Source organism: Streptomyces lienomycini (genome assembly GCF_027947595.1).
Classification (GTDB): Bacteria; Actinomycetota; Actinomycetes; order Streptomycetales; family Streptomycetaceae; genus Streptomyces; species Streptomyces lienomycini.
This window is the reverse complement of the sequence record NZ_CP116257.1, coordinates 5,826,007-5,848,240: the sequence shown is the minus strand read 5'-3', so window position 1 is coordinate 5,848,240 and position 22,234 is coordinate 5,826,007. Positions and strand designations below refer to the sequence as shown.

Genomic DNA, 22,234 nt, shown 5'->3' with positions numbered 1-22,234 from the left:
ACCGGCAGGGCCTAAGCTTCCGCTCATGCTGTCTGTGGGCCTGACCGGCGGGATCGGCGCCGGCAAGAGCGAGGTGTCGCGGCTGCTCGTCGAGCACGGCGCCGTACTGATCGACGCGGACCGGATCGCGCGTGAGGTCGTCGCGCCGGGAACGCCGGGGCTCGCCGCGGTCGTGGAGGCGTTCGGCGAGGACGTCCTCGCCGGGGACGGCAGCCTGGACCGGCCGAAACTGGGCTCGATCGTGTTCGCCGACCCGCGGAAGCTGGCCGTCCTGAACGGGATCGTCCACCCGCTGGTCGGCGACCGCTCCCGCGCCCTCGAAGCGGCCGCCGCCGAGGACGCCGTCGTCGTCCACGACGTCCCCCTGCTCACGGAGAACGGCCTGGCACCGCTGTACGACGTCGTGGTCGTCGTGGACACCGACCCCGCCACCCAACTCGAGCGCCTGGTACGGCTGCGCGGCATGACCGAGCAGGACGCACGGGCGCGCATGGCCGCCCAGGCGACGCGTGAGCAGCGGCGGGAGATCGCGGACCTGGTCGTCGACAACGACGTGCCGCTGGAGGAACTGCGACGCCGGGTGACGGAGGTCTGGGCCGAACTGGTGCGCAGAGCGCGCACGGAATAGCGGCCCCCGCGCGGGCGTTGATCCCTTGAAGAGAGGGAAGGACTCAGCCGTGCCCGAGACCAGCGGATCGACCGGACGCACTCCGGAGACGGACGTCATCGACTTCCGTGCCGCCGAGCAACTGCTCGCGGCGCGCGACCCGCGCGGCGCGGTGAAACTGCTCGACGGGGTCATCGGTACGCATCCGGAGAACACCGCCGCGCGACTACTGCGTGCCCGTGCCTTCTTCGCGGCGGCGCAACTGCGACCGGCGGAGCTGGAGTTCACGATCGTCCTGGAGCGTGAGCCGGACAACGCCTTCGCGCACTTCGCACTCGCCCGCACCTACGAGCGCCGCGGCTGTCCGGACCAGGCCCGCCGGCACTTCCGGCTGGCGGCCGCCCTCGACCCGAACCCGGAGTACCTGCAGCAGGCCCGGTTCGACTCCTGACAGTCCGCGTCTCGGAGCCCGGGCCCCCGGGGCCCGCGCGACCGCGGGCCTTACGGCTGCCGGCGTCCGGGAGGCCGGTACGGCGGGACGTCCCGGCCGGGCTGGTAGTGCGGGCCCTGGCGGATGTGCCGGAGGATCACGGTCAGGTCGACCGTGGCGACGAGCCACAGCACCCCGCAGGCGAGCGCCCATCCGAAGCGCCCCGTGAGCGCGAAGACGGCCGTGCCGAAGACCGCCCACGCCAGCCCCCACAGACTCAGCCAGAAGCGCGCCCGCAGAGCACTGCGCGCGGTGGCCGGTTCACTGCCCGTACGCATCGGTCTCACCACTCCTGAAAACGAACGTACTCCCGCACGCCACCAGGCGGAAGCACGGCCCACCTGCGGGCGGGCCGCGCCGCCCGGCCCGACGTGTTCACTCGATCGGGTGGACCGAAGTCGAGTGGGAACGGGTGTGCGGGGACGGGCCGTTGGACGGGCATGGAACTGAGAATGCGAGAGGGCCACCAGGGAACCGGGCCCGGAGCCATCACCCCGGACGGCTGCGCGGTCGAGCTCTACTCACGGCTGCCCGCCGGACCCGAGCCGGACGTCGTCGCCGCCGCCGTGCCCCCGGGCGCGCGGATCCTCGAGTTGGGCAGCGGGGTGGGGCGCATGACCCATCCCCTGCTGGAGCGGGGCTTCGTCGTCACCGCGGTGGACGAGTCCGCCGAGATGCTGGAGCACGTGCGCGGGGCGCGGACGATACGCAGCCCGATCGAGGACCTCGACCTCGGCGAGCGCTTCGACGCGGTGATGCTGGCGTCGTTCCTCGTGCACGCCGGGGACGTCGAGGTCCGGCGGGGACTGCTGCGCACCTGCGCCCGGCACGTCGCGGAGGACGGCTGTGTGCTGATCCAGCGGGAGGGCGCGGACTACCACACGAACCTGCCGCGCGAGCGGGTGGACCCCAGCGGCTTCACCATCCGGATCCTGTCGGCGGACCCGGTGGGGGACGGCGTCAATGCGGTCCGGGCGGAGTACGAGTTCCCGGACGCGGTCTGGACGCAGACCTTCCGGGCCCGGCCGCTGACCAGAGAGCAGTTCGAGGAGGCGCTGGAGGAGGCCGGGCTCGCGGTGGACCGGTATCTGACGGACGACGGGACATGGGCGAGGGCCGTACCGGTGCGCCGGAGACAGCGGTAGCGGCAGCCGTCGCGGCGGCGGCCGGTCCGGCGATGAGTTCCGGGGCGGAGGGCGGTCTGAATCCCCGACAGCACCACGGACCGCTCAGCCCGGGAGACCCGCCATGTCCGACACCACCGCTTCCGCCGCCGCCCCCGTCACCGCGCTCTCCGCGGCCGCCGGACCCGCCGGCGCACCGGACCGCGGCCGCGAACGCGGTCGTGGCCTCCGGCTCTGCCTGCGCGTCGTGCAAGTGCTGCTCGCGCTGTTCTTCGCCGGCGCGAGCGCCGCGCCCAAGCTGATCGCGCACTCCTCGGCGGCCGGTACCTTCGCCGAGATGGGCTGGGGCGACCCGGGCATGTACGCGATCGGTGCCCTCGAACTGGCGGGAGCGATCGCCCTGCTCGTCCCGATGCTGCAGTCGGTGGCGGCGACGGCCCTGAGCGCACTGATGGTGGGCGCGTTCGTCGTCCAACTCACCTACTTCGACGGTGAGAACGCGGCGACACCGCTCGTGCTGCTGGTGCCGCTCCTGATCGTCGCCCGGGCCCGTCGCGGGCACAACGAGGAGCTGCTGCGGCGGCTGGGCGTCCGGCGCGGCTGACCGCGGCGGCAGGCTCAGGACCTGGTCTCGGCGTCCCGCCGGGAGCTGCTCAGGCCCTCCAGTCCGCGCAGCCGGTCCATCTCGCGGCGGTCGCGCTTGGTCGGGCGGCCGGCGCCGCGGTCCCTGATGCCGGCCGGGGCGGCGGCCTCGCGGGGCGGGGGCGGAGGGGAGTTGTCGACGTAGCACTGGACGGCGACCGGGGCACCGACCCGCTTGCGGATCAGCCGCTTCACGACCACGACGCGTTCCCGGCCCTCCTGCCGCAGGCGCACCTCGTCGCCGACGCGGAGCGAGTGGGCGGGCTTCACCCGCTCGCCGTTCACCCGGACATGGCCGCCGCGGCAGGCGGTCGCGCCCAGCGAGCGGGTCTTGATGAGCCGGACGGCCCAGATCCAGCTGTCCACGCGGACACTCTCGCCGGTCTTCGGTCCGGCCGCCTCGGCGGCGGCGATCGCCGCCGCCGTCTTCGGGTCCGGTGTCCCGGCGGTGTCAGCGGCGCCGTCCCGCGGGGCGGCCACCGGGCCGCTCCGGCCTGCGTCATGCTCGGAAGCCATGGTTCGACCTTAACCGCCCGGCAGAGGGGACTGGGCCCCATTTTCCTCGGGCGACCGGCGACGGTCTTACGGTGGACGCATGGACACCGGCGGCCTCTCCCTACTCGACCAGCGCATCGCGGGGTGCCGGGCCTGCCCGAGACTGGTCGAGTGGCGGGAGGAGGTGGCCCGTACCAAGCGGGCGGCCTTCGCCGACTGGACGTACTGGGGCCGCCCGGTGCCCGGCTTCGGCCCCCCGGACGCGCGCCTGCTGATCCTGGGGCTGGCCCCCGCGGCCCACGGCGGCAACCGGACCGGCCGCATGTTCACCGGCGACCGTTCCGGAGACGTGCTGTACCAGGCGCTGTACGACGTGGGTCTGGCCTCGCAGCCCACCGCGGTCTCCGCCGACGACGGCCTGGAGCTGTACGGGGTGCGCGTCACCTCGCCGGTGCACTGCGCCCCGCCCGCCAACAAGCCCACCCCCAGCGAACGCGACACCTGCCGTTCCTGGCTGGTGCAGGAGCTGGAGCTGCTGCGGCCGACCGTGCGGGCGGTGGTCGTACTAGGCGCCTTCGGCTGGCAGGCCGCGCTGCCCGCGTTCGCCGGCGCGGGCTGGACCGTGCCCCGGCCGCGCCCTGCCTTCGCGCACGGCGGACGCGTGACGCTGGACGCGGCGGACGGGCCCGGCCTGAGTCTCTTCGGCTGCTACCACGTCAGCCAGCGCAACACCTTCACCGGTCGCCTCAGCCCCGAGATGCTGCGCGACGTGCTGCGCACGGCGGCGCGGACCGCGGGGCTGCCCGCGCGGTGAGACCCGCCCGGTGAAGCGGAGTGACGCCTGCCCCGTAATGCGGTTGAGCCCCCCTGACCAGCGCCGCTAGGGTGCACCGATGGGCCTGTATCCGGAGATAGAACCGTACGACCACGGCATGCTCGACGTAGGCGACGGCAACCGCGTCTACTGGGAGACGAGCGGCAACCCGCAGGGCAGGCCCGCGCTGGTGCTGCACGGCGGACCCGGATCCCGTACGAGTCCGGGCCACCGGAGGTACTTCGACCCCGCCGCCTACCGGATCGTCCTCCTGGACCAGCGCGGCGCCGGACGTTCGCTGCCCCGCGCGAGCGCCCACGACACCGACATGAGCGTCAACACGACGGCCCACCTCATGGCGGACCTGGAACGGCTCCGTGCCCACCTGGGCATCGAGCGGTGGCTGGTGTGGGGCGTGTCGTGGGGATCGGTCCTGGGCCTGCGGTACGCGCAGACGCACCCCGGCGCGGTGACCGAGCTGGTGCTGACCGGGGTCGCGACCGGCTCCGGCGCGGAGGTGGAGCTCATGACCCGCGGCCTGGGGAAGATCTTCCCCGAGGCCCACGAGCGGTTCCTCGCCGAGCTGCCCCCCGACGGACGCGACGGCAGTCTCCCCGCCGCCTACAACCGGTTGCTGGAGTCACCGGACGCCGCCGTCCGCGAGCGCGCCGCGCGTGCCTGGACGGACTGGGAGACGGCCACGATCCCGGCGCCGCCCGGCTCGGTCGCCCGGTTCCAGGACCCGTCATTCCGCATGGGCTTCGCGCGTACCGTCACGCACTACTGGGGCAACGACCACTTCCTCGGAGAGGGCAACGACGAGGGTGTGGTGCTCCGGGACGCCCACCTCCTGAAGGGCATCCCCGGCACCCTGGTCCAGGGCAGCCTCGACTTCGGCAATCTCCTCGGCATCGTGTGGCGGCTCCACCACTCCTGGCCGGAGAGCGAACTGGTGATCGTGGACGAGGCCGGGCACGACGCGGGAACGATCGGTGACGACGCGCTGATCGCGGCGACGGACAAGTACGCGCGCGGCGGCGCCTGACGCGGGCCGGGGCCGGGAGGCGGGGGACTACGGCCGCCAGACGTAGCGCACGTCCGGCTCCCGCTCCTCGTTCCGGGCCCCGTCCGTCCACTCCACGGCCCGGAACCCGTGCCGTTCGTAGAAGCGGTGCGCGGGCGCGTTGACCTGGAAGGTCCACAGGAAGAGCCCGGCCGGGCAGCGCTCCTTGGCGAGGGCGACGAACCGGTCCCCGATCCCGGTGCCGCGCCGGTCGGGAGCGAGGTACAGCTGCGACAGCTCCCCGCCCTCCAGCACCATCACACCGACGATCTCGCCGCCCGCGGTCCCCGCCACCCACGTCTCGTACCGCACCACCACCACGTGCCGGACGTAGTCACGCACCTCCGCGTCGGTGCGGGGCCGGGACACGGTCGGCAGCGCGGCGGCGAAGGAGCGCAGCCAGACGTCGGCCGCCGCACGCGCGTCGGCGGCCGACGCGCGGCGCAGGACGACCGCGTCGGCACTCACCTCCCCGTTCACCGACGGCTCGCGCCGGGCACGACCGCGGTCGCCGTGATCTCCACCAGCTGCCCCGCGTACCCGAGGCAGCCGACCCCGAGCAGCGTCGAGGAGTGCGGGCCCGTGCTGAGTCCGGACGCCTCGACGACGTCCCAGACGGCGGAGAGCACGGCGGTCTCGGTGCTCACGACGTACACGTCGGTCGACAGCACGTGCTCCAGGCCGCTCCCGACGGCGCGCAACTGCTCCGTGAGGTTCGCCAGCACCTGCTCCGCCTGGCGGACCGGGTCGCCCGCGCCGACCAGCCTGCCCTCCGCGTCCAGCGGGACGGACCCGGCGAGGAAGGCCAGCCTGGTCCCGGCCTCGACGACGGAGGCGTGGGAGTAGGCGGGCGGCGGGAACAGGCCGGGCACGGTGACGCGCTGGATCACGGGGACTCCTGGAAGGCGGGCGGACAACCACCCCCGATCGTCCGGTCTCCGCCCGCGCCGCGCACCCGAATATCCCTCGCGGCCCGTTCCCCGGCCGCCTAGGCTTCCCGCCGTCGGCCACACCCTCCACCGTCAGGAGCCCGCAGCGGTGCCCACCCCCACCCCCACGCTCACGGACCAGGCCTTCCTCGACGCCACCGCCGACCGTCTCGCCGCCCTGCCCGCGGTCCGGGCCGTCACCCTCGGCGGCTCCCGGGCCCAGGGCACGCACGGGCCGGACAGCGACTGGGACCTGGCGGTCTACTACCGGGGCGCCTTCGACCCGGACGACCTCCGCGCCGTCGGCTGGCCGGGCGAGGTGTCGGAGATCGGCGCCTGGGGCGGCGGCGTCTTCAACGGCGGCGCCTGGCTGACGATCGACGAGCGCCGCGTCGACCTGCACTACCGCGACCTCGACGCGGTCGAGCACCAGCGGGTGGAGGCGGAGGCGGGACGCTTCGGCGTCGAGCCGCTCATGTTCCACCTGGCCGGCATCCCGACCTACCTCGTCGTCGCGGAACTGGCGATCAACAAGGTGCTGCGCGGCGACCTGCCCCGCCCCGCCTACCCGCAGGCCCTGCGCACCACCGCCCCCGAACGCTGGTACGGCGCGGCCACGGCCACCCTCGCCTACGCCGGGACCGGCCACGCCCCCAAGGGCGCCCTCGCTCAGGTCGCCGGTGCCATCGCCCTCGCCACCACCCAGACGGCACACGCGGTGCTGGCGGCGCGGGGGGAGTGGGTCACCAACGAGAAGGGGATGGTCCGGCGGGCGGGACTGGACGGGATCGACGCGCTGCTCGCGGACCTGACGCCGGAGCCGCGGTCCCTCACCCGCTCGGTGACCCGGGCCGGGACACTGCTGCGCGCCGCCGTGGAGACGGCCCGCGCCTGACCCGGTGACCGTCACGGCCGCCGGCACGCACTGCCGTCATCTCCCCGAAACAGCACCGTCGCCGCACCGTCCACGACCCGTCGTACGCTTGACAGCGCACCGCCCAGCCCGGCCACCGTCGCCCGAAGGCTCGCCACCGCCCTCGCCCGGACGACAGGAGCCCCGCACCCCGTGTCCCGCACCGCAGCCCACGCGCTCCCGCCCTGGCTCGGCCATGCCCTGAACGCCCAGCGCGGCCCCGTGCCCTGGAACGCGGTGGTCCGGGGCGCGCTGGCCGGCGGGCCGCTGCTGATCACGGCCCTGGTCGCGGGGCGGGCCTCCCTCGGGGTCGTCGCCGCGATCGCCGCCATGCTGGCCGGCGTCAACGACCGGCCGGGCAGCCGCCGTACCTCCGTGGTGCGGATCGGCGTACCCGCACTCGCGGGAGCGGCCGGGCTGCTCGCCGGGACCTGGGCCGGGCCGCACCTCGGAGCCGTGGCGCTGACACTCCTGCTGACCGGGCTCGGACTGGTCGCCGGAGCGGTGAGCGCCGTCGGGCCGGTGGCGTCGGCGACCGGGACGCAGTTGCTGGTCGGGAGCGCGGTGGGTGCCGGGATGCCGTTGCCCGACCCCGGATGGCAGAGCGTGCTGGCCTTCCTCGCCGGTGCCGGATGGCTGCTCCTGCTGCGGCTGTTCCTGCCGACCCCGGAATTCGTCACCGGCGACCTCCGTGTCGGCTTCCGCCTCGACGGTGAGCGGGCGGCCGTCGCCGGCGTCTACGAGGCCGTCGCCGCGCTCCTCGACGCGGTCGGCACGGAGCACGCCGTGGCCCGCCGGGCCGCGCTCACCGCCGCGCTCGACCACGCGCAGGACGCGCTCGCCGGACCCCGGCTGCGGCGCCGCGCCGCGACCGCCGCCGAACGCCGGCTGCACGCCCAGTACTCGGCGGCCCTGCCCCTCGGCGAGGCGGCGACCGCGCTGGCGTGGGCCGAACAGGCCGTGCCCGCGCGGGCCTGCGAAGGGCCCCGGCGACTCGCGGCGGCCGTCCGCGGCAACACCCGCGCCGGGCCGCTCCCCGCGCCGAGGCGCACCGATCCCGCCCTGCGCGCCCTGGACGACGCCCTGCTGCACGCGGCGGACGCCTTCGACCGGGGCCGGGGACCGGACCTGCACACGCGCAGGCGTTCGCCCCGCGTCCTCGCCCGTGCCGTGCTCGGCGCCGGCGGGCGGGAGTACGGGCTGCGGGTCGGACTCTGCTTCGGCGCCGGTGCCGCCGTCGCCCAGGCGCTGCACCACGGCCACTGGTACGGCTCCCACCAGCACTGGTACTGGCTGCCCGCGACGGCCGTCTTCCTCGTGAAGCCCGATCTCGGCCCGCTCGTGTCCCGAGTGCTGTGCCGCGCCGCCGGAACCGTCCTCGGAGCGCTGCTGTTCGCCGGGTTCGCGGCCGTGCTGCCCCGGCCCGAGGGGCTGGTCGCGCTCGTCGCCGTGAGCGGCGCCCTGGTGCCCGTCGCCGCCCGGCACTTCGCCGCCCAGACGACCGTCGTCACCGTCCTCGTCCTCGCCCTGGTCATGGTGGGCGGCGAACCCCAGGCCTCCGTCGGCCGTATCGGGGAGACGCTCCTGGCCTGCGCGATCGTGCTGGTCGTCGGGCACCTGCCGATGCCGGGGCAGCGGGGTGCCGGGATACGCGCGAGCATCGAGAGCGCCGACACCGCCGCGCACGCCTACCTCGCACACGTCCTGAGCGAGTCCGACGACCGCGCCACCCGGTGGACGCTGCGCCGCGAGGCCTACCGCACGCTCGCCGAGGCCCGCGCCGCCGTCGGCCGCGCCGCCGCCGAACTGCCCGCCCTCGCCCGGCACTCCGCCGGCACGGACGAGGTCGCCACGGTCCTCGAACGGCTCGTCGACACCACCACCGCCTGCGCCGTGCACCTCGACGACACCGGCCGGCTCACCCCGCGCCACACGGAACGGCTCGCGGTCCTGCGCGACGAACTGGCGCGACGCACCAGGTCGACGGCGTTCCGGTAGGTCTCCGAAAAGAATCTTGCCGGGCGGCGATGAGTTCCGCCGCGCCCTTCGGTCACCACCGGGACGGTCCGACGTGGTGCGGACCGTCGGACCGTCGGACGAAGCACGCCGCACAGGAGGCTGGAAGCATGTCGCTGCCCGAGATCGTCACCCGCGCGCACTGGCGCGCGGCGCGCGAGGCATTACTGGCCAAGGAGAAGGCGGCCACCCGCGCGCGTGACGCCCTCAACGCCGAACGGCGCGGGCTGCCCATGGTGGAGGTCGACAAGGAGTACGTGTTCGAGGGCGGCGACGGCAAGGCCACCCTGTTCGACCTCTTCGAGGGCCGGGACCAGCTCGTCGTCCACCACTTCATGTTCGCACCCGAGTGGGAGGAGGGCTGCCGCGGCTGCTCGGCGTTCCTGGACCAGATCGGCCACCTCGCCCACCTGCGGGCCCGCGGCACGTCGTTCGCGGCGGTCTCCCGGGCGCCGTACCCGAGGATCCTTCCGTTCAAGGCGCGGATGGGCTGGACACTGCCCTGGTACTCGTCGTACCTCAACGACTTCAACACCGACTTCGACGCGACCCTCCAGCACGGGGACGAGCCGGTCGAGCGCTCCGGGCTCAGCTGCTTCCTGCGGGACCACGAGCGGGTCTTCCACACGTACTCGACGTACGGGCGCGGGCTGGACGGGATCGGCTCGACCACCAGCCTGCTCGACCTGACCGCCCTCGGCCGGCAGGAGCCGTGGGAGGAACCCGAGGGGCGCGGGTCGGCTCTCGGTGCCCCTGTGGGCAGGGGGACGGTCCGCTATCACGACGAGTACGAGGGCTGACGCGCTCCGTGGCGAAAACGGCCGAACGGCCGACGTACGGATCACACTTTGCGGTGAACGGGTGTCGACTGTGTCTCAGTACCATCACCGCGCGAGGCATTCGCTCCATGGTTGGCGTTTAACTCTACGAGTACAGCGCTACATGGAGGTGCGGAGTGAACGGGCGAACGGTGCTCGAACGCTTTCCCGCCGGCGGGCCGCGAGGGTCCTGGCCGGCGGAGGAGTTCGCACAGGCGCGGCGTCTGGAGGGCCAGCCCGCCGAGGTCGTCATGGACCTCGCCACGGACATGTTCCTGGTCGTCGTGCGCCGCGGCGACGCCGTGGGGGACGCAGCGGCCTGACCGGCCTCCGCGCGCGGCGGGGCGCCGACGTCAGCCCGCCTCCGGGGCCGGCACCGGCGCCTTCGTGAACTGCTCCGCCTGCAACGAGTACAGCTCCGCGTAGACCCCGCCGGACGCCAGCAGTTCGTCCGGGGTCCCCGACTCCACCAGCCGGCCCTGGTCGAGGACGTGCACCAGGTCGGCGTGGCGCACGGACGCCAGCCGGTGGGTGATGAGGACGACCGTCTGCCCGCCGCCGGCCAGGGCGCGGATCTTCTCGAACACCTCCAGCTCGGCGCGCGCGTCCAGGGCCGCCGTCGGTTCGTCCACGATGAGGATCCGGCCCTGGCGGTACGCGGCGCGGGCGATCCCGACCCGCTGCCACTGGCCGCCGGACAGCTCGTGGCCGCCGCTGAAGTTGCGGGCCAGCAGTGTGTCCAGGCCGTGCGGCAGATCGGCGACCACCTCCTCGGCCCCGGCCTCGGCGACGGCGTCGGCCACCCGTTCGTCGCCGAGCGGTGCCGAGGAGCGGCCCACGGCGACGTTCACCCGCGCGGTGAACGGCCAGCGCTTGAAGTCCTGGGCCACCATCGCGACGCGTTCGGCGAGTGCGTGCCGGTCCGCCGTCGCCGCGTCGACGCCGTCCCAGGTGATCCGGCCGCGCTCCGGTGTGTACAGCCCGGCGAGCAGCTTGACCAGCGTCGTCTTGCCCGAGCCGTTCTCGCCGACGAGTGCCACGATCCGGCCCAGGGGCAGCGAGAGCGTCACGTCGTCGAGTGCGGGACGGGTGGCGTCGCCCGGATAGCGGAAGGTGACGTTCTCGAAGCGGATCTCCTTCGGGTCGTCGGGCAGCGCGGCGCCGCCCACCGGGATGGCACGGTCGGCCGCCTCCACCTCCAGCCGTTCCAGGTCGCCGACGAACAGCGCCTCCTCGTGGAGCGCGTTGACCTCGACGACGAGGGTGCCGAGGCTCTGCGAGCCGGTGCGGATCGCGATCACCGCCGTGCCCGCGACCGACAGGGACATCGCGCCGCCCAGCAGCAGTCCGCCGAGGGTCGCGTACGTCGCCGCCGTCGCCAGCCCCGTCCACGCCGCCGCGATCAGTCCGGTCCGGGCCGCCAGCCGGGCCAGCCGGGCCTGCTCCGCCTCGGCGGTCTCCGACATCGCGCGGAAGTGCCGCAGCAGGAAGGGGCCCACCCCGTGCACCCGGATCTCGGGGGCCGCGGCCGGTTCGATGAGCAGCCCGGCGAGCAGCCGGCCCGCCCGCTCGTGCTGCACCCAGGCGTGGAAGGACTCGTACCGGCGGCGGGCCAGGGTCAGCGCGCTCCAGGCGCTCGGCAGGGTCATCGTCACCAGCAGGGGCAGCAGCGCGGCATGCAGGACGGTGAGGACGCCGGCCGCCGCGATCAGCGAGATCATCGCGTTCACCACGCGCGTGCCGTACATGATCATGCGGCGGGCGGAGGCCGCGCCGTACTGTGCGGTGTCGAGGAGCTTGTGGAAGGCGTGGTCCTCGATCGCCGACAGCTCCACGGCCGCCGCCCGCTCCAGATACCGCTCGGTGGCCACCCGCTCCACCTTCGGCTCCAGCCGCCCGGTCGCGTACGTCGACGCCGCCCGCAGCAGTGCCGCGACCAGCATGACGGCGGCGACGGTGACCAGCGCGGGGACGGCGTCGCGCAGCCGGTCCTCGACCGGGCCGTCGGCCATCAGCCCCGCCAGCACGCTGTTGACCGCGAGCAGACTGACCGCCTGCGCCAGGCCCCGGCCCACCTCGGCCGCCAGCACCGTCCGCGCGGCCTGCGGGTCGGCCTGCCGGGCGAGCCGCAGGCTGGAGGCCAGCAGGGACGGCAGCCGGGTCAGCATCGAGCGGAAGCCCAGCTCGAGGAAGGCGTCGGCGTGCTGGTTCCAACCCATGTCGTAGCGCAGGGGGCCGCCGAAGAGCAGCCGTTCGGACTCCGAGACCCCGGCCGGTGTCGTGCCGCCCTTCCTGCGCACCGTCTGCCTCCCCCGATCGTGGACGGAGGGCCACTATCGCGGGGGCGGGGCGCCCGGGGGCAGGGCGCGAGCGGGGGAGGCCGGGGCACGCGGGCGCACGCCGGACGGGGCGCGGCCGAAAGGGGGCGTGCGGGGTCGGCGGGACGGGGCGCGGTGATCGGGAGGGCGCGGGGGGGGCGCCCTGTGCCCTGATCGGCCGGACAGGTCCTACGCGCTCACCGGGCGCGACCAGGTGGGCGTCGTGTCGGTCAGTCGGCACAGGGCCAGATACAGGGGGATGGGCGGGGTGTAGGGGACCGTGCCGTCCGAGCGGTGGAGGAGCCCCGGGACGTCCGTGGCGCCGGGGACCACCGCACCGGTGGCGTAGCGGGCGGGCGCGGGCCAGTCCAGGGCGTAGTCGGAGTCGGACGGGACGATCCACCACCAGTGCGTCTCGTCGGCGTAGACGCACCCCACGCGCGGCAGCCGGGGCAGCACCTGCTGGCCGAGGAAGGAGGGCACCGCCACCGCGTCGCAGCCCAGCGGCGCCGTCATGCCGTCCGGGACGGGCAGCCTCAGGGGCGCACCGGGAGCGCGCCGTCCGCGCTGGAGGCGCACCATCGTGTCCAGACCGAGCGGTCGGATGCCGGACGCAGCCCTCATAGCCATTCGGTCCCCGTTCCGCGGATCGTCTCCCGGCTCTCCCGACGGCGGGACTCCGCCTCGCCCTCGTCCCGCGTGTCGTCCGCGGGGCCGGGCTTCGGGCGGGCGCCCCAGCCCAGGTCGTTGCAAGGCTCCGGCGGGCCGAGCGGTCCGTCGGCCCCGCGGGGCAGTTCGGCCCAGACCAGCAGTCCGGGGCCGTGTTCGTGGGCGCCCCAGGCGTCGCACAGGGCGTCGACGAGGAGCAGCCCCCTGCCGTGCTCGTCCTCGGGCTGCTGATCGGCCGACGGGTGGGGCTGGCCGGGGGCGCAGCCCTCGTCGCGCACGGCTATGCGCACCAGGTCGTCGGCGTCGTGCAGCTCGCACACTATGTGTCTGCTCGCGGTGTGCACGATCGCGTTGGTCACCAGCTCGGACACCACCAGGGCCGCGGTGTCGCAGGTGTCCTCGCACACCGCCCAGCCGTTCAGCCGGGCCCGGGTCAGGCGTCTGGCCTGCGCGGGAGAGGCCGGGTGGGCGGCCAGTTCGAAACGGAACCGGCGCTCGGCGGCGGTGGCCCCCGAGGAGCCGGCTCCCATGGCGGCACCGAGGCCCAGGGAGCCCGCGGTGGCGTCTGTTCCTAAGGGCGCGGACGGAATCACGCTTGCCACTATCGCCCCGCCGTGAACACTTGGCAAGTGTCACTCTGAAAAATGCAGAGTGCTGTGTGACGTTCTGGACGGTCGTGGCACACTGCTCGCAACAGCACGTCGAGCGGCGCCACTTCAGGTCGTCGAGGACTCTCACGGTCTTCGAATGGACTTTCGAATGGCGCCGCCGGGCTGTCCGCACCAGGACACGCCGACTCGCCGGGGCTGTCCGTACCAGGACACGGGGACGCAAGGACTCATTCGGGACTCTTCAGGAGGTGGGCGGTGAGCGAGCCACGGTCCGCGCCGACGGTCGGCCAGGTCGTACTCGGCCGGCGCCTGCTGGACCTGCGGGAACGCGCCGGACTCAAACGCGAGGAAGCCGCCCGCATCCTGCGCGTCGCCCCCGCCACGGTCCGCCGCATGGAAATGGCCGAGGTCTCCCTCAAGATCCCGTACCTCCAGCTCCTGCTGAAGGCCTACGGCGTCAGTGACGAGGAGGCCGACGCCTTCGTCCGGCTGGCCGAGGACGCCAACAAGCCGGGGTGGTGGCAGCGCTTCCACGACATCCTGCCCGGCTGGTTCTCGCTGTACGTCAGCCTGGAGGGCGCGGCCGCCCTGATCCGCTCCTACGAGCCGCACTTCGTCCCCGGAGTGCTGCAGACCGAGGACTACGCGCGCGGGGTGCTGCGCTCGGGCGCCATCGGGCAGACCCGCCCCGACGACATCGAGCGCCACGTCGACCTGCGCATGCGACGCCAGGAACTGCTCACCCGCAAGGACGCGCCCCGGCTGTGGGTCGTGATGGACGAAACCGCGCTGCGCCGCCCCGTCGGGGGGCCGGAGGTGATGCGTGCCCAGATCGACCGGTTGCTCGACGCCACGAAGCTGCCCAACGTGACGCTGCAGGTCGCCCCGTTCTCCAGCGGGCCGCACCCCGGCACGTACGGGCCCTTCGTGCTGTTCCGATTCGCCATGCCGGAACTCCCGGACATGGTCTACAGCGAGTACCTGACCGGCGCCGTCTACCTGGACGCGCGTGCCGAGGTGGCGACCCACCTCGAGGTCATGGACCGCATGGCGGCGCAGGCCGCCACGGCACATCGCACGAAGGAGATCCTCCGGGACCTCCGCAAGGAGTTGTGAATGAACCGCATCAAACCCCAGCGCCCGCCACTGACCCGCGGTGAGCGGATCTACAACGGCATGCCCGCCCGTGAACTGGGCAGCGAGGGCTGGCACAAGCCGTGGAGCGGCGGCAACGGAGGCAACTGCCTGGAGGCGATGAAGCTCGCCGACGGCCGGATCGCGGTCCGCCAGTCCACCGACCCGGACGGGCCCGCGCTGATCTACACCTCGGCCGAGATGACGGCCTTCATCGAGGGAGCGAAGGCGGGAGAGGCGGACTTCCTGCTGTCCTGAACCGTGCGCCCTGTTGATTGTTGTTTTTAAGCTGTTTGGCACTGAGCTGATCACCCGTCGCGACGAGAACGCAACACCTGGGAGTGCGTGATGACCGGGCAACACCGCGCCACCGAGATCGACACGAGCAAGCCGCACCCCGCGCGGATGTACGACTGGTATCTCGGCGGAAAGGACAACTACCCGGTCGACGAGGCGATGGGCCGGCAGATGCTCGCCCTCGACCCGAGGGTGCCGGTGATGGCACGGGTCAACCGCGCCTTCATGCACCGTGCCACCCGCTGGCTGGCGGGCCACGGCGTACGGCAGTTCCTGGACGTCGGCGCCGGTATACCGACCGAGCCCAACCTGCACGGTCTCGCCCAGGAGATCGCGCCCGACGCCCGCGTCGTCTACTGCGACAACGACCCCATCGTGCTGGCACACGCGGCGGCCCTGCTGCGTGGCACGCCCGAGGGGGAGACCGAGTACCTCCAGGCCGACGTCCGGGATCCGGACGCCGTCCTGGAGGGGGCCCGGAAGATCCTGGACTTCGACCGGCCCGTCGCGCTGTCCCTGGTCGCGCTGCTGCACTTCGTCTCCGACGAGGACGGTGCGCACGACCTGGTCCGCCGACTGCTGGACGCGCTGCCTTCCGGCAGCCACCTCGTGATGACCCACGCGACGGCGGACTTCACGCCCGAGCAGTCGCGGGCGGCCACCGAGAAGCTCCGGGCCGCCGGGGTCACCCTGGCCCTGCGCTCGCGCGAGGAGTTCACCCGCTTCTTCGACGGCCTCGAACTCGTCGAGCCCGGCGTCCAGGTGCCGCACCTGTGGCACCCCGAACTGGGCGAGCCGGTCCCCGGCCAGGAGGACGGGGTCGTCCCGGGGTACGGGGCGGTGGCCCGCAAGGCGTGACGGAGGGCGGGCCGCCCCCAAGCCGGGGCAGGGCGGGGCACCGGTCCCGCGCCGGTGGTGGGGCGTGTGCGGAGGTCGGGTGCCGGTCACGCGCCCGTGGCGGGCCGTCTGCGAAGGCGGGATGGCGGTCCCGCGCCGGTGGTGGGGCGTGTGCGGAGGTCGGGTGCCGGTCACGCGCCCGTGGCGGGCCGTCTGCGAAGGCGGGATGGCGGTCCCGCGCCGGTGGTGGGGCGTGTGCGGAGGTCGGGTGCCGGTCACGCGCCCGTGGCGGGCCGTCTGCGAAGGCGGGATGGCGGTCCCGCGCCGGTGGTGGGGCGTGTGCGGAGGTCGGGTGCCGGTCACGCGCCCGTGGCGGACCGTCTGCGAAGGCGGGATGGCGGTCCCGCGCCCGTGGGGGTCGTCTGCAGAGCCGGGATGCCGGCCAGGCGCCGGTGGCAGGTCGTCCACAAGCCGGAGAACAAGGCAGGGTGGCACGGCACCGGTCCGCGCCCGCGCCGGTCGCGGGCGGCTCAGGCCGTCATCGGCCGGTCGTACGGGCCGACCGGGGACGGCAGCCGGGTGCCGCCGCCGGACAGGTGGCGGTCGACAGCCGCCGCCACCGCCCGCCCCTCCGCGATCGCCCACACGACGAGAGACTGCCCGCGCGCCGCGTCCCCCGCGGCGAACACCCCCGGGACGTTGGTCGCGAAGTCCTCGTCCCGGGCGATCGTGCCACGGGGCTCCATGGCCAGCCCCAGCCCGTCGACGAGCCCGTCCGCGCGGTCGGGCCCCGAGAAACCGAGGGCGAGGAGGACCAGGTCCGCGGGGAGCGACCGCTCGGTGCCGGGCAGCGGACGGCGCCCGGCGTCCACCCCGACCAGGCTCAGCGAACGCACGTGACCCCGCGCGTCGCCGGTGAAGCGGAGCGTGGACGCCGCGAACAGCCGGGCGTCCGCGTCCGCCGCCGGAGCGGACCGCAGGTCGCGTGCCTCCTCGTGCGCCGCCGACAGCCGGTACACCCGCGGGTACGTCGGCCAGGGCTCGCCCACCTCGTCGCGCTCCTCGCCGGGCCGCGCGCAGATGTCCAACTGCGTCACGGACGCGGCCCCCTCGCGCACCGCCGTACCGAGACAGTCCGCGCCCGTGTCGCCACCGCCGACGATGACGACATGCCTTCCGGCGGCGGACAGCGGGGAGCACTCCAGGTCGCCCTCGCACACCCGGTTGGCCCGCGGCAGGTACTCCATCGCCTGATGGACTCCCGCCAGCTCCCGGCCGGGCACGGGCAACTCCCGCCACGCGGTCGCCCCGGTGGCGATCACCACCGCGTCGTACCGGGCCCGCAGCTCGGCCGCCGCCACGTCCCGGCCCACCGCCGTCGACGTACGGAACCTCGTCCCCTCGGCCCGCAGCTGGCCGATGCGCCGCTCCAGATGCCGCTTCTCCAGCTTGAACTCGGGGATGCCGTACCGCAGCAGCCCCCCGATCCGGTCGTCCCGCTCGTACACCGCGACCGTGTGCCCGGCCCGGGTCAGCTGCTGCGCCGCCGCGAGACCCGCGGGCCCCGAGCCGACCACCGCCACCGTCCTCCCCGAGAGGCGGTCCGGCGGGCACGGCGGGACGAAACCCTCCTCCCAGGCGCGGTCCGCGATCGCGCACTCGACGTTCTCGATGGTGACGGCGGGCTGGTTGATGGCGAGCACACAGCCCGCCTCGCACGGCGCCGGGCACAACCGACCGGTGAACTCCGGGAAGTTGTTCGTGGCGTGCAGCCGCTCGCTCGCCGCCCGCCAGTCCGACCGGGAGACCAGGTCGTTCCACTCGGGGATCAGATTGCCCAGGGGGCAGGCCTCGTGACAGAACGGAACACCGCAGTCCATGCACCGGTCGGCCTGCGCGCCGACGATCGGCAGCAGCGCGCCCGGGACGCACACCTCGTCCCAGTCCCGGACCCGCTCCGCGGCCGGCCTGCGGGGCCACTCCTCGCGGGGCGTCGTCAGGAAACCCTTCGGATCGGCCATGGCCGTCTTCCTCGCGTACGGGCTCGCTGGCCGGGCGTCGCCTCTCGGCGCTCTCGCGCTCCACGATACGACCGGCCCGCCCCGCGCGCAGAGCGCCGCACGCCCCCTCGACCACGGCGCCCCGCGCCGAGAGCGCACCCGCCCCTCGCCCCGGGCGCATCAGGCCAGGGCCAGCACGTACGCCACCGCCGCCGCGGCCGAGGCACCGGTACGGACGTGATTCCAGGCCGTCCACTCGCGCACGTACGAGCGCCACCGGTCGGCCGTCTCCGCGGCGCCCGGCTCCAAGCCCAGCAGCGCGGCGTTGCGCGGCACGTTGGCGCCCGCGGTCACCCCGAACGACCCCACCAGGTACAGCGCACTGCCCAGCAGCAACTCCACCGCGGCCCCCTCGGGCCACAGCACGAACGTCACCACGGCGATCACCGCCGCCAGCACCGCCGTCCCGAGGAACACGGACATGAACGCCGGCCGTACCGCGGCCCTGTTGATCGCGTTCATCGCCGCCACCCCCTGCGCGGGCGGCAGCGCGGCGAGCCCCCGCATGACGAAGGTGGAGAACCCGCAGAAGACACCGGCCGTCACACCGGTCCCGAGCACACCCAGCACCGTCAGCACGAAGTACGGTCCCTCGATCACGCCGCGTCAACTCCCACCCGTCGAGTAGATGCCGGCCCGATGGACGCCGGTCCGGCGCCGTCGGCCGTCGATCACCACAAGTCAACCTCCGCACCGGCACGGTGACCATGGCCGAGCGCCGCGAACCCATGCGCGAGCGTCCAGGCGGCCGACGCGTCGGCTGACGCATCATGGGCGGGTGCGACTGGAAGCGATCACCTGGGACCGGCTCGGCGACCGCCTCGCCGAACGACTGCTCGACCTGGAGCCCACCGACGGCAGCCCCTGGACGCGCGTCGCCCTCGACGGCGCCCCGGCCGCCCGCCCGGACGAACTCGCCGCACGGGTCTGCGAGGCACTGCGCGTCCGAGGCCGCCCCTCCCTCGTCGTCGGGACCGAGGGCTTCCTTCGCCCGGCCTCCCTCCGCCTGGAGTACGGGCACCAGGACGTCGAGTCCTACTACAACGGTTGGTACGACACCGGCGCCCTGTGGCGCGAGGTGTTCGACCCCCTCGGGCCCGGCGGCGACGGGCGGATCCTGCCCGACCTGTGGGACCCCGTCACCGATCGCGCCACCCGCAGCCCCTACGCGCAACTCCCGCCCGGCGGCGTGCTGCTGCTCCACGGACCCTTCCTGCTGCGCCACTGGTTCCCCCTCGACCTGAGTGTCCACCTCGTCCTCACCCCCGGCGCCCTGCGCCGCCGCACCCCGGGGACAGAGCACTGGACCCTGCCCGCCTACGAGCGGTACGACGAGGAGAACGACCCCTCCGCCACCGCCGACGTCCTGGTGCGCGCCGACGATCCGCGGCACCCCGCGTGGAACGGCTGACGTGTTTGGTGAACGGCCGGCCCCGCCTCGCCACGCCAGTCTGCCAGGCCGGAGCAGACCGCGAACGGGCCTGTGGAAACGGAGGATTCCGCTTTGTTCCCGCCTGTGGACAGGCCCGCACGGGCCCTCAGGACACGTCCGGTCCCGCCGGACCGCAGGGGCCCCGCGCCGGAGCGTCGCCCCCTCCGGGCAAGCGGGACAACTGGGATGATCGCAGCATGACGCGAACCGACGGATACCTCCTCGACAACGGGCGGGCCGAGGCGGCGGAGCGCTTCGACGCCTTCGCCACGCTCTTCGACCCCACGACGTTCAGGCACCTGGAGACGCTCGGTGTCGGCCCCGGCTGGCGCTGCTGGGAGGTCGGGGCCGGAGGCACCTCCGTGGTGTCGTGGCTGGCCAAGAGAGTGGGACCGACCGGCAGGGTCCTCGCGACGGACATCGACACCTCCCGGGTCGCTCCGGCCGCCCGCCCGCCGGTCGAGGCACGGGTGCACGACGTGGGCGCGGAGGAACCTCCGGGGGAGGGGTTCGACCTGGTGCACGCGAGACTCGTACTCGTCCACGTGCCCGACCGGGAGCGGGCGTTGCGATCGATGATCAAGTCCCTGCGCCCCGGAGGCCGCCTCCTGGTCGAGGACGCCGATCCGGCGCTCCAGCCCCTGCTGTGTCCGGACGAGCACGGCCCCGAGCAGCAGCTGGCGAACAGACTCCGGCACGGCTTCCGCCAGCTGCTGTCCCAGCGTGGCGCCGACCTCTCCTACGGCCGTCGGCTGCCGCGCCTGCTGAGGGAGGCGGGACTGCGCCGAGTGGAGGCCGACGCCTACTTCCCGGTCACGTCGCCCGCCTGCACGGCCCTGGAGTCCGCGACGGTCCGCCAGGTCCGCGACCAGCTGGTGGCGGCCGGGGCGGCCACCCACGACGACATCGACCGCCACCTCGCGAACGTCGCCTCCGGCGGCATGGACCTCGCCACGGCCCCCATGATCTCCGCGTGGGGGTGCAAGGGGTAGTGCGCGCCGGGGAAGCACACGGGAGACCGCGTCTATCCGTCGTCCGGTCGCCGACGGTCCGAGCGCGGAGGTCTCCCGCCCACCCGCTCGACCGCCCGCGCGCCCGCCCGGCATCCCGCGGCCGCCGCCTCCCCGGGCTCCGCGCCCGTGAGCAGCGCCGCTAGGAACGCGCCGGTGAAGGCGTCACCGGCGCCCGTACTGTCCCGCGGCGACGCCCTGACGGCGGCGATCCGCGCGCCCACGGCGCCCGACCGGGCCACCAGGGCCCCGTCCGCGCCCTGCTTCACGACCACCAGTGGAACGTGCCGGCTGAGCTTCGCGGCGGCGTCCGACGCGTCGGGCAGGCCGGTGAGCAGGCACGCCTCGTCACGACTGGGCAGCAACACGTCCACGCCCTCGACGAGGCTCAGGAAGCGCTCGACGCCCAGTCCGGCGAGGAAACCGGCCGACGCCGGGTCCAGGCTGACCGGCACCCCACGCGCGCGGGCCGCCGTCACGGCGACCGGCACCAGAGCCCGGCCCGGCTCCGAGAAGAGGAGGTAGCCCGAGAGGTGCAGCCGGCCCACCCCGTCGAGCAGCGCGTCCGCCCAGTCGCCCGGCCCGAGCCGCAGCGAGGCCCCACTGTCCGTCAGGAACGTCCGCTCGGCCGAGTCCTTGGTGTCGACCAGGCAGATCACGGTCCCCGTGGCGGCCGCCACGTCGACGACCAGGAGCGGACGCACACCGTGCGCCACCAGCTCCCGTTCGTGCCAGACGGACGCGTCGGCGCCGACCCGGCCCAGCAGCCGCACGTCCCCGCACCCTCCGTACGCGGCCCAGCACGCCACGTTGGCGCCCGCTCCGCCGGGCAGCCGCCGGATGGAGGCCGCGGTGTCCGTACCGGCGGCCAGCGGGCCCCGGTGCCGGGCGACGACGTCCGTGACGACGTCCCCCACGACGAGCAGCGCACCTCCCGGACCCGTGGGACCCGTGATCATGCCCCGGCCCAGGCCGCCGCGACACGGGCGGCCAGCCGTACGTTCCCACGCACCGCCGCCAGGTTGGCGCTCAGCGAGGCGCCGTCGGTGAGGCGTACCAGACGATCGAGGAGGAACGGCGTCACCGCCTGGCCCGTGACCCCCTCCGCCTCGCACGCGGCGAGCGCGTCGGCGAGCACGCGCGCGTGGAGCGCGGGATCGAGCTGCTCCTCCTCGGCGACGGGACGGGCGACCACCAGCGCGGACCGCGGCCCACCCAGCGCGTCCTGCGCCCGCATCACCGCCGCCACCTGCTCCGGGTCGTCCAGCGTCCAGTCCACCGGATGCCCCGAGTCGGACAGGTAGAAGCCCGGGAAGCGGTCCGTCCGGTAACCGGCCACCGAGACCCCCAGCGTCTCCAGCCGTTGCAGGGTCGCCGGCACGTCCAGGACGGACTTCACCCCCGCGCAGACCACCGTGATCCCGGTGCGCGCCAGCACGCCCAGATCGGCCGACTCGTCCTGCGTCACCGTCCACTCCCGATGGACACCGCCCAGCCCGCCCGTCGCGAACACCCGCACGCCCGCCAGGGACGCCAGCAGGGCGGTCGCCGACACGGTGGTCGCGCCGCTCGCGCCACGGGCCACCGCGAGAGGCAGGTCACGGTGCCCCAGCTTGCGGACGCCGTCCTCGTTCGCGACCCGCTCCAGCTGCTCCTTGTCCAGGCCGACACGGGGCCGCCCGTCCAGCACGGCGATCGTCGCCGGTACGGCGCCCTCCTGGCGCACCGCCTCCTCCAACTCCCGAGCCACCAGCAGATTGCGCGGGCGCGGCAGGCCGTGCGCGATGATCGTGGACTCCAGGGCCACCACGGGGCGACGCGCCTCGACCGCTTCCCGTACCTCTTCCGACACCACCAGCATCACGTGCCTGCCTCCTGTCCGACGGATCTCCCTCGGCTCCGGTCTCCCTCACATCTCTGGCGGGCGGGGCACCGGACCAAACCCCGCCGGAGCC

The 22,234-nt window shown here is 74.2% G+C and carries 26 protein-coding genes; 15 read left to right on the top strand and 11 right to left on the bottom strand.

Features of this window, described 5'->3' with window-relative positions; genetic code table 11:
• Window positions 1-25 precede the first annotated feature (25 nt).
• Together coaE and BJ961_RS26710 are read left to right on the top strand one after the other, a co-directional pair.
• Window positions 26-628, top strand: a complete 603-nt coding sequence (coaE, locus tag BJ961_RS26715) for a dephospho-CoA kinase (RefSeq protein ID WP_271415340.1) — start codon at window positions 26-28, stop codon at window positions 626-628.
• A gap of 49 nt (window positions 629-677) precedes the next feature.
• Window positions 678-1,058, top strand: coding sequence for a tetratricopeptide repeat protein (locus BJ961_RS26710; RefSeq protein WP_271415339.1), 381 nt, complete (start codon window positions 678-680; stop codon window positions 1,056-1,058).
• 50 nt (window positions 1,059-1,108) lie between these two features.
• Here BJ961_RS26710 and BJ961_RS26705 read toward each other — a convergent pair whose 3' ends face one another.
• Window positions 1,109-1,375, bottom strand: coding sequence for a DUF6343 family protein (locus BJ961_RS26705; protein ID WP_271415338.1), 267 nt, complete (start codon window positions 1,373-1,375; stop codon window positions 1,109-1,111).
• Window positions 1,376-1,549: 174 nt separating this feature from the next.
• Here BJ961_RS26705 and BJ961_RS26700 point away from each other — a divergent pair, with 174 nt between their 5' ends.
• Entirely contained in the window at window positions 1,550-2,242 is a 693-nt protein-coding gene (locus tag BJ961_RS26700) for a class I SAM-dependent methyltransferase (protein WP_271415337.1), read from the top strand.
• 103 nt (window positions 2,243-2,345) lie between these two features.
• Window positions 2,346-2,825 carry a DoxX family protein gene (locus tag BJ961_RS26695; RefSeq protein WP_271415336.1) on the top strand — a complete coding sequence of 160 codons (480 nt, stop codon included), beginning with the start codon at window positions 2,346-2,348 and terminating at the stop codon, window positions 2,823-2,825.
• A gap of 14 nt (window positions 2,826-2,839) precedes the next feature.
• Here the strand turns inward: BJ961_RS26695 and BJ961_RS26690 are convergent, their stop codons facing one another.
• Window positions 2,840-3,379: an RNA-binding S4 domain-containing protein gene (locus tag BJ961_RS26690; RefSeq protein WP_271415335.1), complete on the bottom strand. Its 540-nt coding sequence runs from the start codon at window positions 3,377-3,379 to the stop codon at window positions 2,840-2,842.
• A 79-nt stretch (window positions 3,380-3,458) separates the two neighbouring features.
• Between BJ961_RS26690 and BJ961_RS26685 the strand changes: the two genes are divergently transcribed.
• Both BJ961_RS26685 and pip read left to right on the top strand, forming a co-directional pair.
• Window positions 3,459-4,172 carry a uracil-DNA glycosylase gene (locus tag BJ961_RS26685; RefSeq protein WP_271415334.1) on the top strand — a complete coding sequence of 238 codons (714 nt, stop codon included), beginning with the start codon at window positions 3,459-3,461 and terminating at the stop codon, window positions 4,170-4,172.
• Window positions 4,173-4,251: 79 nt separating this feature from the next.
• Window positions 4,252-5,217 (top strand): prolyl aminopeptidase, encoded by a 966-nt coding sequence (pip, locus tag BJ961_RS26680; RefSeq protein ID WP_271415333.1) that lies wholly within the window; start codon window positions 4,252-4,254, stop codon window positions 5,215-5,217.
• A gap of 27 nt (window positions 5,218-5,244) precedes the next feature.
• Here the strand turns inward: pip and BJ961_RS26675 are convergent, their stop codons facing one another.
• Both BJ961_RS26675 and BJ961_RS26670 read right to left on the bottom strand, forming a co-directional pair.
• A complete protein-coding gene (locus BJ961_RS26675) occupies window positions 5,245-5,703 on the bottom strand; it encodes a GNAT family N-acetyltransferase (protein ID WP_271415332.1) in 459 nt (152 codons plus the stop codon).
• Window positions 5,704-5,711: 8 nt separating this feature from the next.
• A complete protein-coding gene (locus BJ961_RS26670; protein ID WP_271415331.1) occupies window positions 5,712-6,125 on the bottom strand; it encodes a RidA family protein in 414 nt (137 codons plus the stop codon).
• 148 nt (window positions 6,126-6,273) lie between these two features.
• Here BJ961_RS26670 and BJ961_RS26665 point away from each other — a divergent pair, with 148 nt between their 5' ends.
• The 4 genes from BJ961_RS26665 to BJ961_RS26650 all read left to right on the top strand — a co-directional run bounded on the left by BJ961_RS26665 (window position 6,274) and on the right by BJ961_RS26650 (window position 10,234).
• On the top strand, window positions 6,274-7,059 hold the full coding sequence (locus BJ961_RS26665) for a nucleotidyltransferase domain-containing protein (protein ID WP_271415330.1): 786 nt from the start codon (window positions 6,274-6,276) through the stop codon (window positions 7,057-7,059).
• 171 nt (window positions 7,060-7,230) lie between these two features.
• Entirely contained in the window at window positions 7,231-9,075 is a 1,845-nt protein-coding gene (locus BJ961_RS26660; RefSeq protein ID WP_271415329.1) for an FUSC family protein, read from the top strand.
• A gap of 128 nt (window positions 9,076-9,203) precedes the next feature.
• Complete coding sequence (locus BJ961_RS26655) at window positions 9,204-9,893, top strand: DUF899 domain-containing protein (protein ID WP_271415328.1); 690 nt, start codon at window positions 9,204-9,206, stop codon at window positions 9,891-9,893.
• A 155-nt stretch (window positions 9,894-10,048) separates the two neighbouring features.
• Window positions 10,049-10,234, top strand: a complete 186-nt coding sequence (locus BJ961_RS26650; RefSeq protein WP_271415327.1) for a hypothetical protein — start codon at window positions 10,049-10,051, stop codon at window positions 10,232-10,234.
• Window positions 10,235-10,264: 30 nt separating this feature from the next.
• Here the strand turns inward: BJ961_RS26650 and BJ961_RS26645 are convergent, their stop codons facing one another.
• The 3 genes from BJ961_RS26645 to BJ961_RS26635 all read right to left on the bottom strand — a co-directional run bounded on the left by BJ961_RS26645 (window position 10,265) and on the right by BJ961_RS26635 (window position 13,500).
• On the bottom strand, window positions 10,265-12,130 hold the full coding sequence (locus tag BJ961_RS26645) for an ABC transporter ATP-binding protein (protein ID WP_271417172.1): 1,866 nt from the start codon (window positions 12,128-12,130) through the stop codon (window positions 10,265-10,267).
• Window positions 12,131-12,418: 288 nt separating this feature from the next.
• On the bottom strand, window positions 12,419-12,859 hold the full coding sequence (locus BJ961_RS26640) for a hypothetical protein (RefSeq protein ID WP_271415326.1): 441 nt from the start codon (window positions 12,857-12,859) through the stop codon (window positions 12,419-12,421).
• Window positions 12,850-13,500, bottom strand: coding sequence for an ATP-binding protein (locus BJ961_RS26635; RefSeq protein WP_271415325.1), 651 nt, complete (start codon window positions 13,498-13,500; stop codon window positions 12,850-12,852). The genes BJ961_RS26640 and BJ961_RS26635 overlap by 10 nt, the downstream gene beginning before the upstream one ends.
• 264 nt (window positions 13,501-13,764) lie before the next feature.
• On the opposite strand from BJ961_RS26635, the gene BJ961_RS26630 reads away from it, so the two are divergent.
• The 3 genes from BJ961_RS26630 to BJ961_RS26620 all read left to right on the top strand — a co-directional run bounded on the left by BJ961_RS26630 (window position 13,765) and on the right by BJ961_RS26620 (window position 15,798).
• On the top strand, window positions 13,765-14,625 hold the full coding sequence (locus BJ961_RS26630; protein WP_271415324.1) for a helix-turn-helix domain-containing protein: 861 nt from the start codon (window positions 13,765-13,767) through the stop codon (window positions 14,623-14,625).
• Entirely contained in the window at window positions 14,626-14,901 is a 276-nt protein-coding gene (locus tag BJ961_RS26625; RefSeq protein WP_102929095.1) for a DUF397 domain-containing protein, read from the top strand.
• Between the two features lie 90 nt (window positions 14,902-14,991).
• Window positions 14,992-15,798, top strand: coding sequence for an SAM-dependent methyltransferase (locus BJ961_RS26620; RefSeq protein WP_271415323.1), 807 nt, complete (start codon window positions 14,992-14,994; stop codon window positions 15,796-15,798).
• A gap of 509 nt (window positions 15,799-16,307) precedes the next feature.
• On the opposite strand, the gene BJ961_RS26615 is transcribed toward BJ961_RS26620, so the two are convergent.
• A complete protein-coding gene (locus BJ961_RS26615; protein WP_271415322.1) occupies window positions 16,308-17,798 on the bottom strand; it encodes a glutamate synthase subunit beta in 1,491 nt (496 codons plus the stop codon).
• A gap of 159 nt (window positions 17,799-17,957) precedes the next feature.
• A complete protein-coding gene (locus BJ961_RS26610) occupies window positions 17,958-18,437 on the bottom strand; it encodes an anthrone oxygenase family protein (protein WP_271415321.1) in 480 nt (159 codons plus the stop codon).
• A 178-nt stretch (window positions 18,438-18,615) separates the two neighbouring features.
• On the opposite strand from BJ961_RS26610, the gene BJ961_RS26605 reads away from it, so the two are divergent.
• Both BJ961_RS26605 and BJ961_RS26600 read left to right on the top strand, forming a co-directional pair.
• Entirely contained in the window at window positions 18,616-19,248 is a 633-nt protein-coding gene (locus BJ961_RS26605) for a nucleoside/nucleotide kinase family protein (RefSeq protein ID WP_271415320.1), read from the top strand.
• 218 nt (window positions 19,249-19,466) lie between these two features.
• Window positions 19,467-20,261 (top strand): methyltransferase domain-containing protein, encoded by a 795-nt coding sequence (locus tag BJ961_RS26600; protein ID WP_271415319.1) that lies wholly within the window; start codon window positions 19,467-19,469, stop codon window positions 20,259-20,261.
• 32 nt (window positions 20,262-20,293) lie between these two features.
• Here the strand turns inward: BJ961_RS26600 and BJ961_RS26595 are convergent, their stop codons facing one another.
• Window positions 20,294-21,238 (bottom strand): carbohydrate kinase family protein, encoded by a 945-nt coding sequence (locus BJ961_RS26595; protein ID WP_271415318.1) that lies wholly within the window; start codon window positions 21,236-21,238, stop codon window positions 20,294-20,296.
• Window positions 21,235-22,140 carry a pseudouridine-5'-phosphate glycosidase gene (locus tag BJ961_RS26590; protein WP_271417171.1) on the bottom strand — a complete coding sequence of 302 codons (906 nt, stop codon included), beginning with the start codon at window positions 22,138-22,140 and terminating at the stop codon, window positions 21,235-21,237. Before BJ961_RS26590 ends, BJ961_RS26595 begins: the two co-directional genes overlap by 4 nt.
• Window positions 22,141-22,234: the final 94 nt, after the last annotated feature.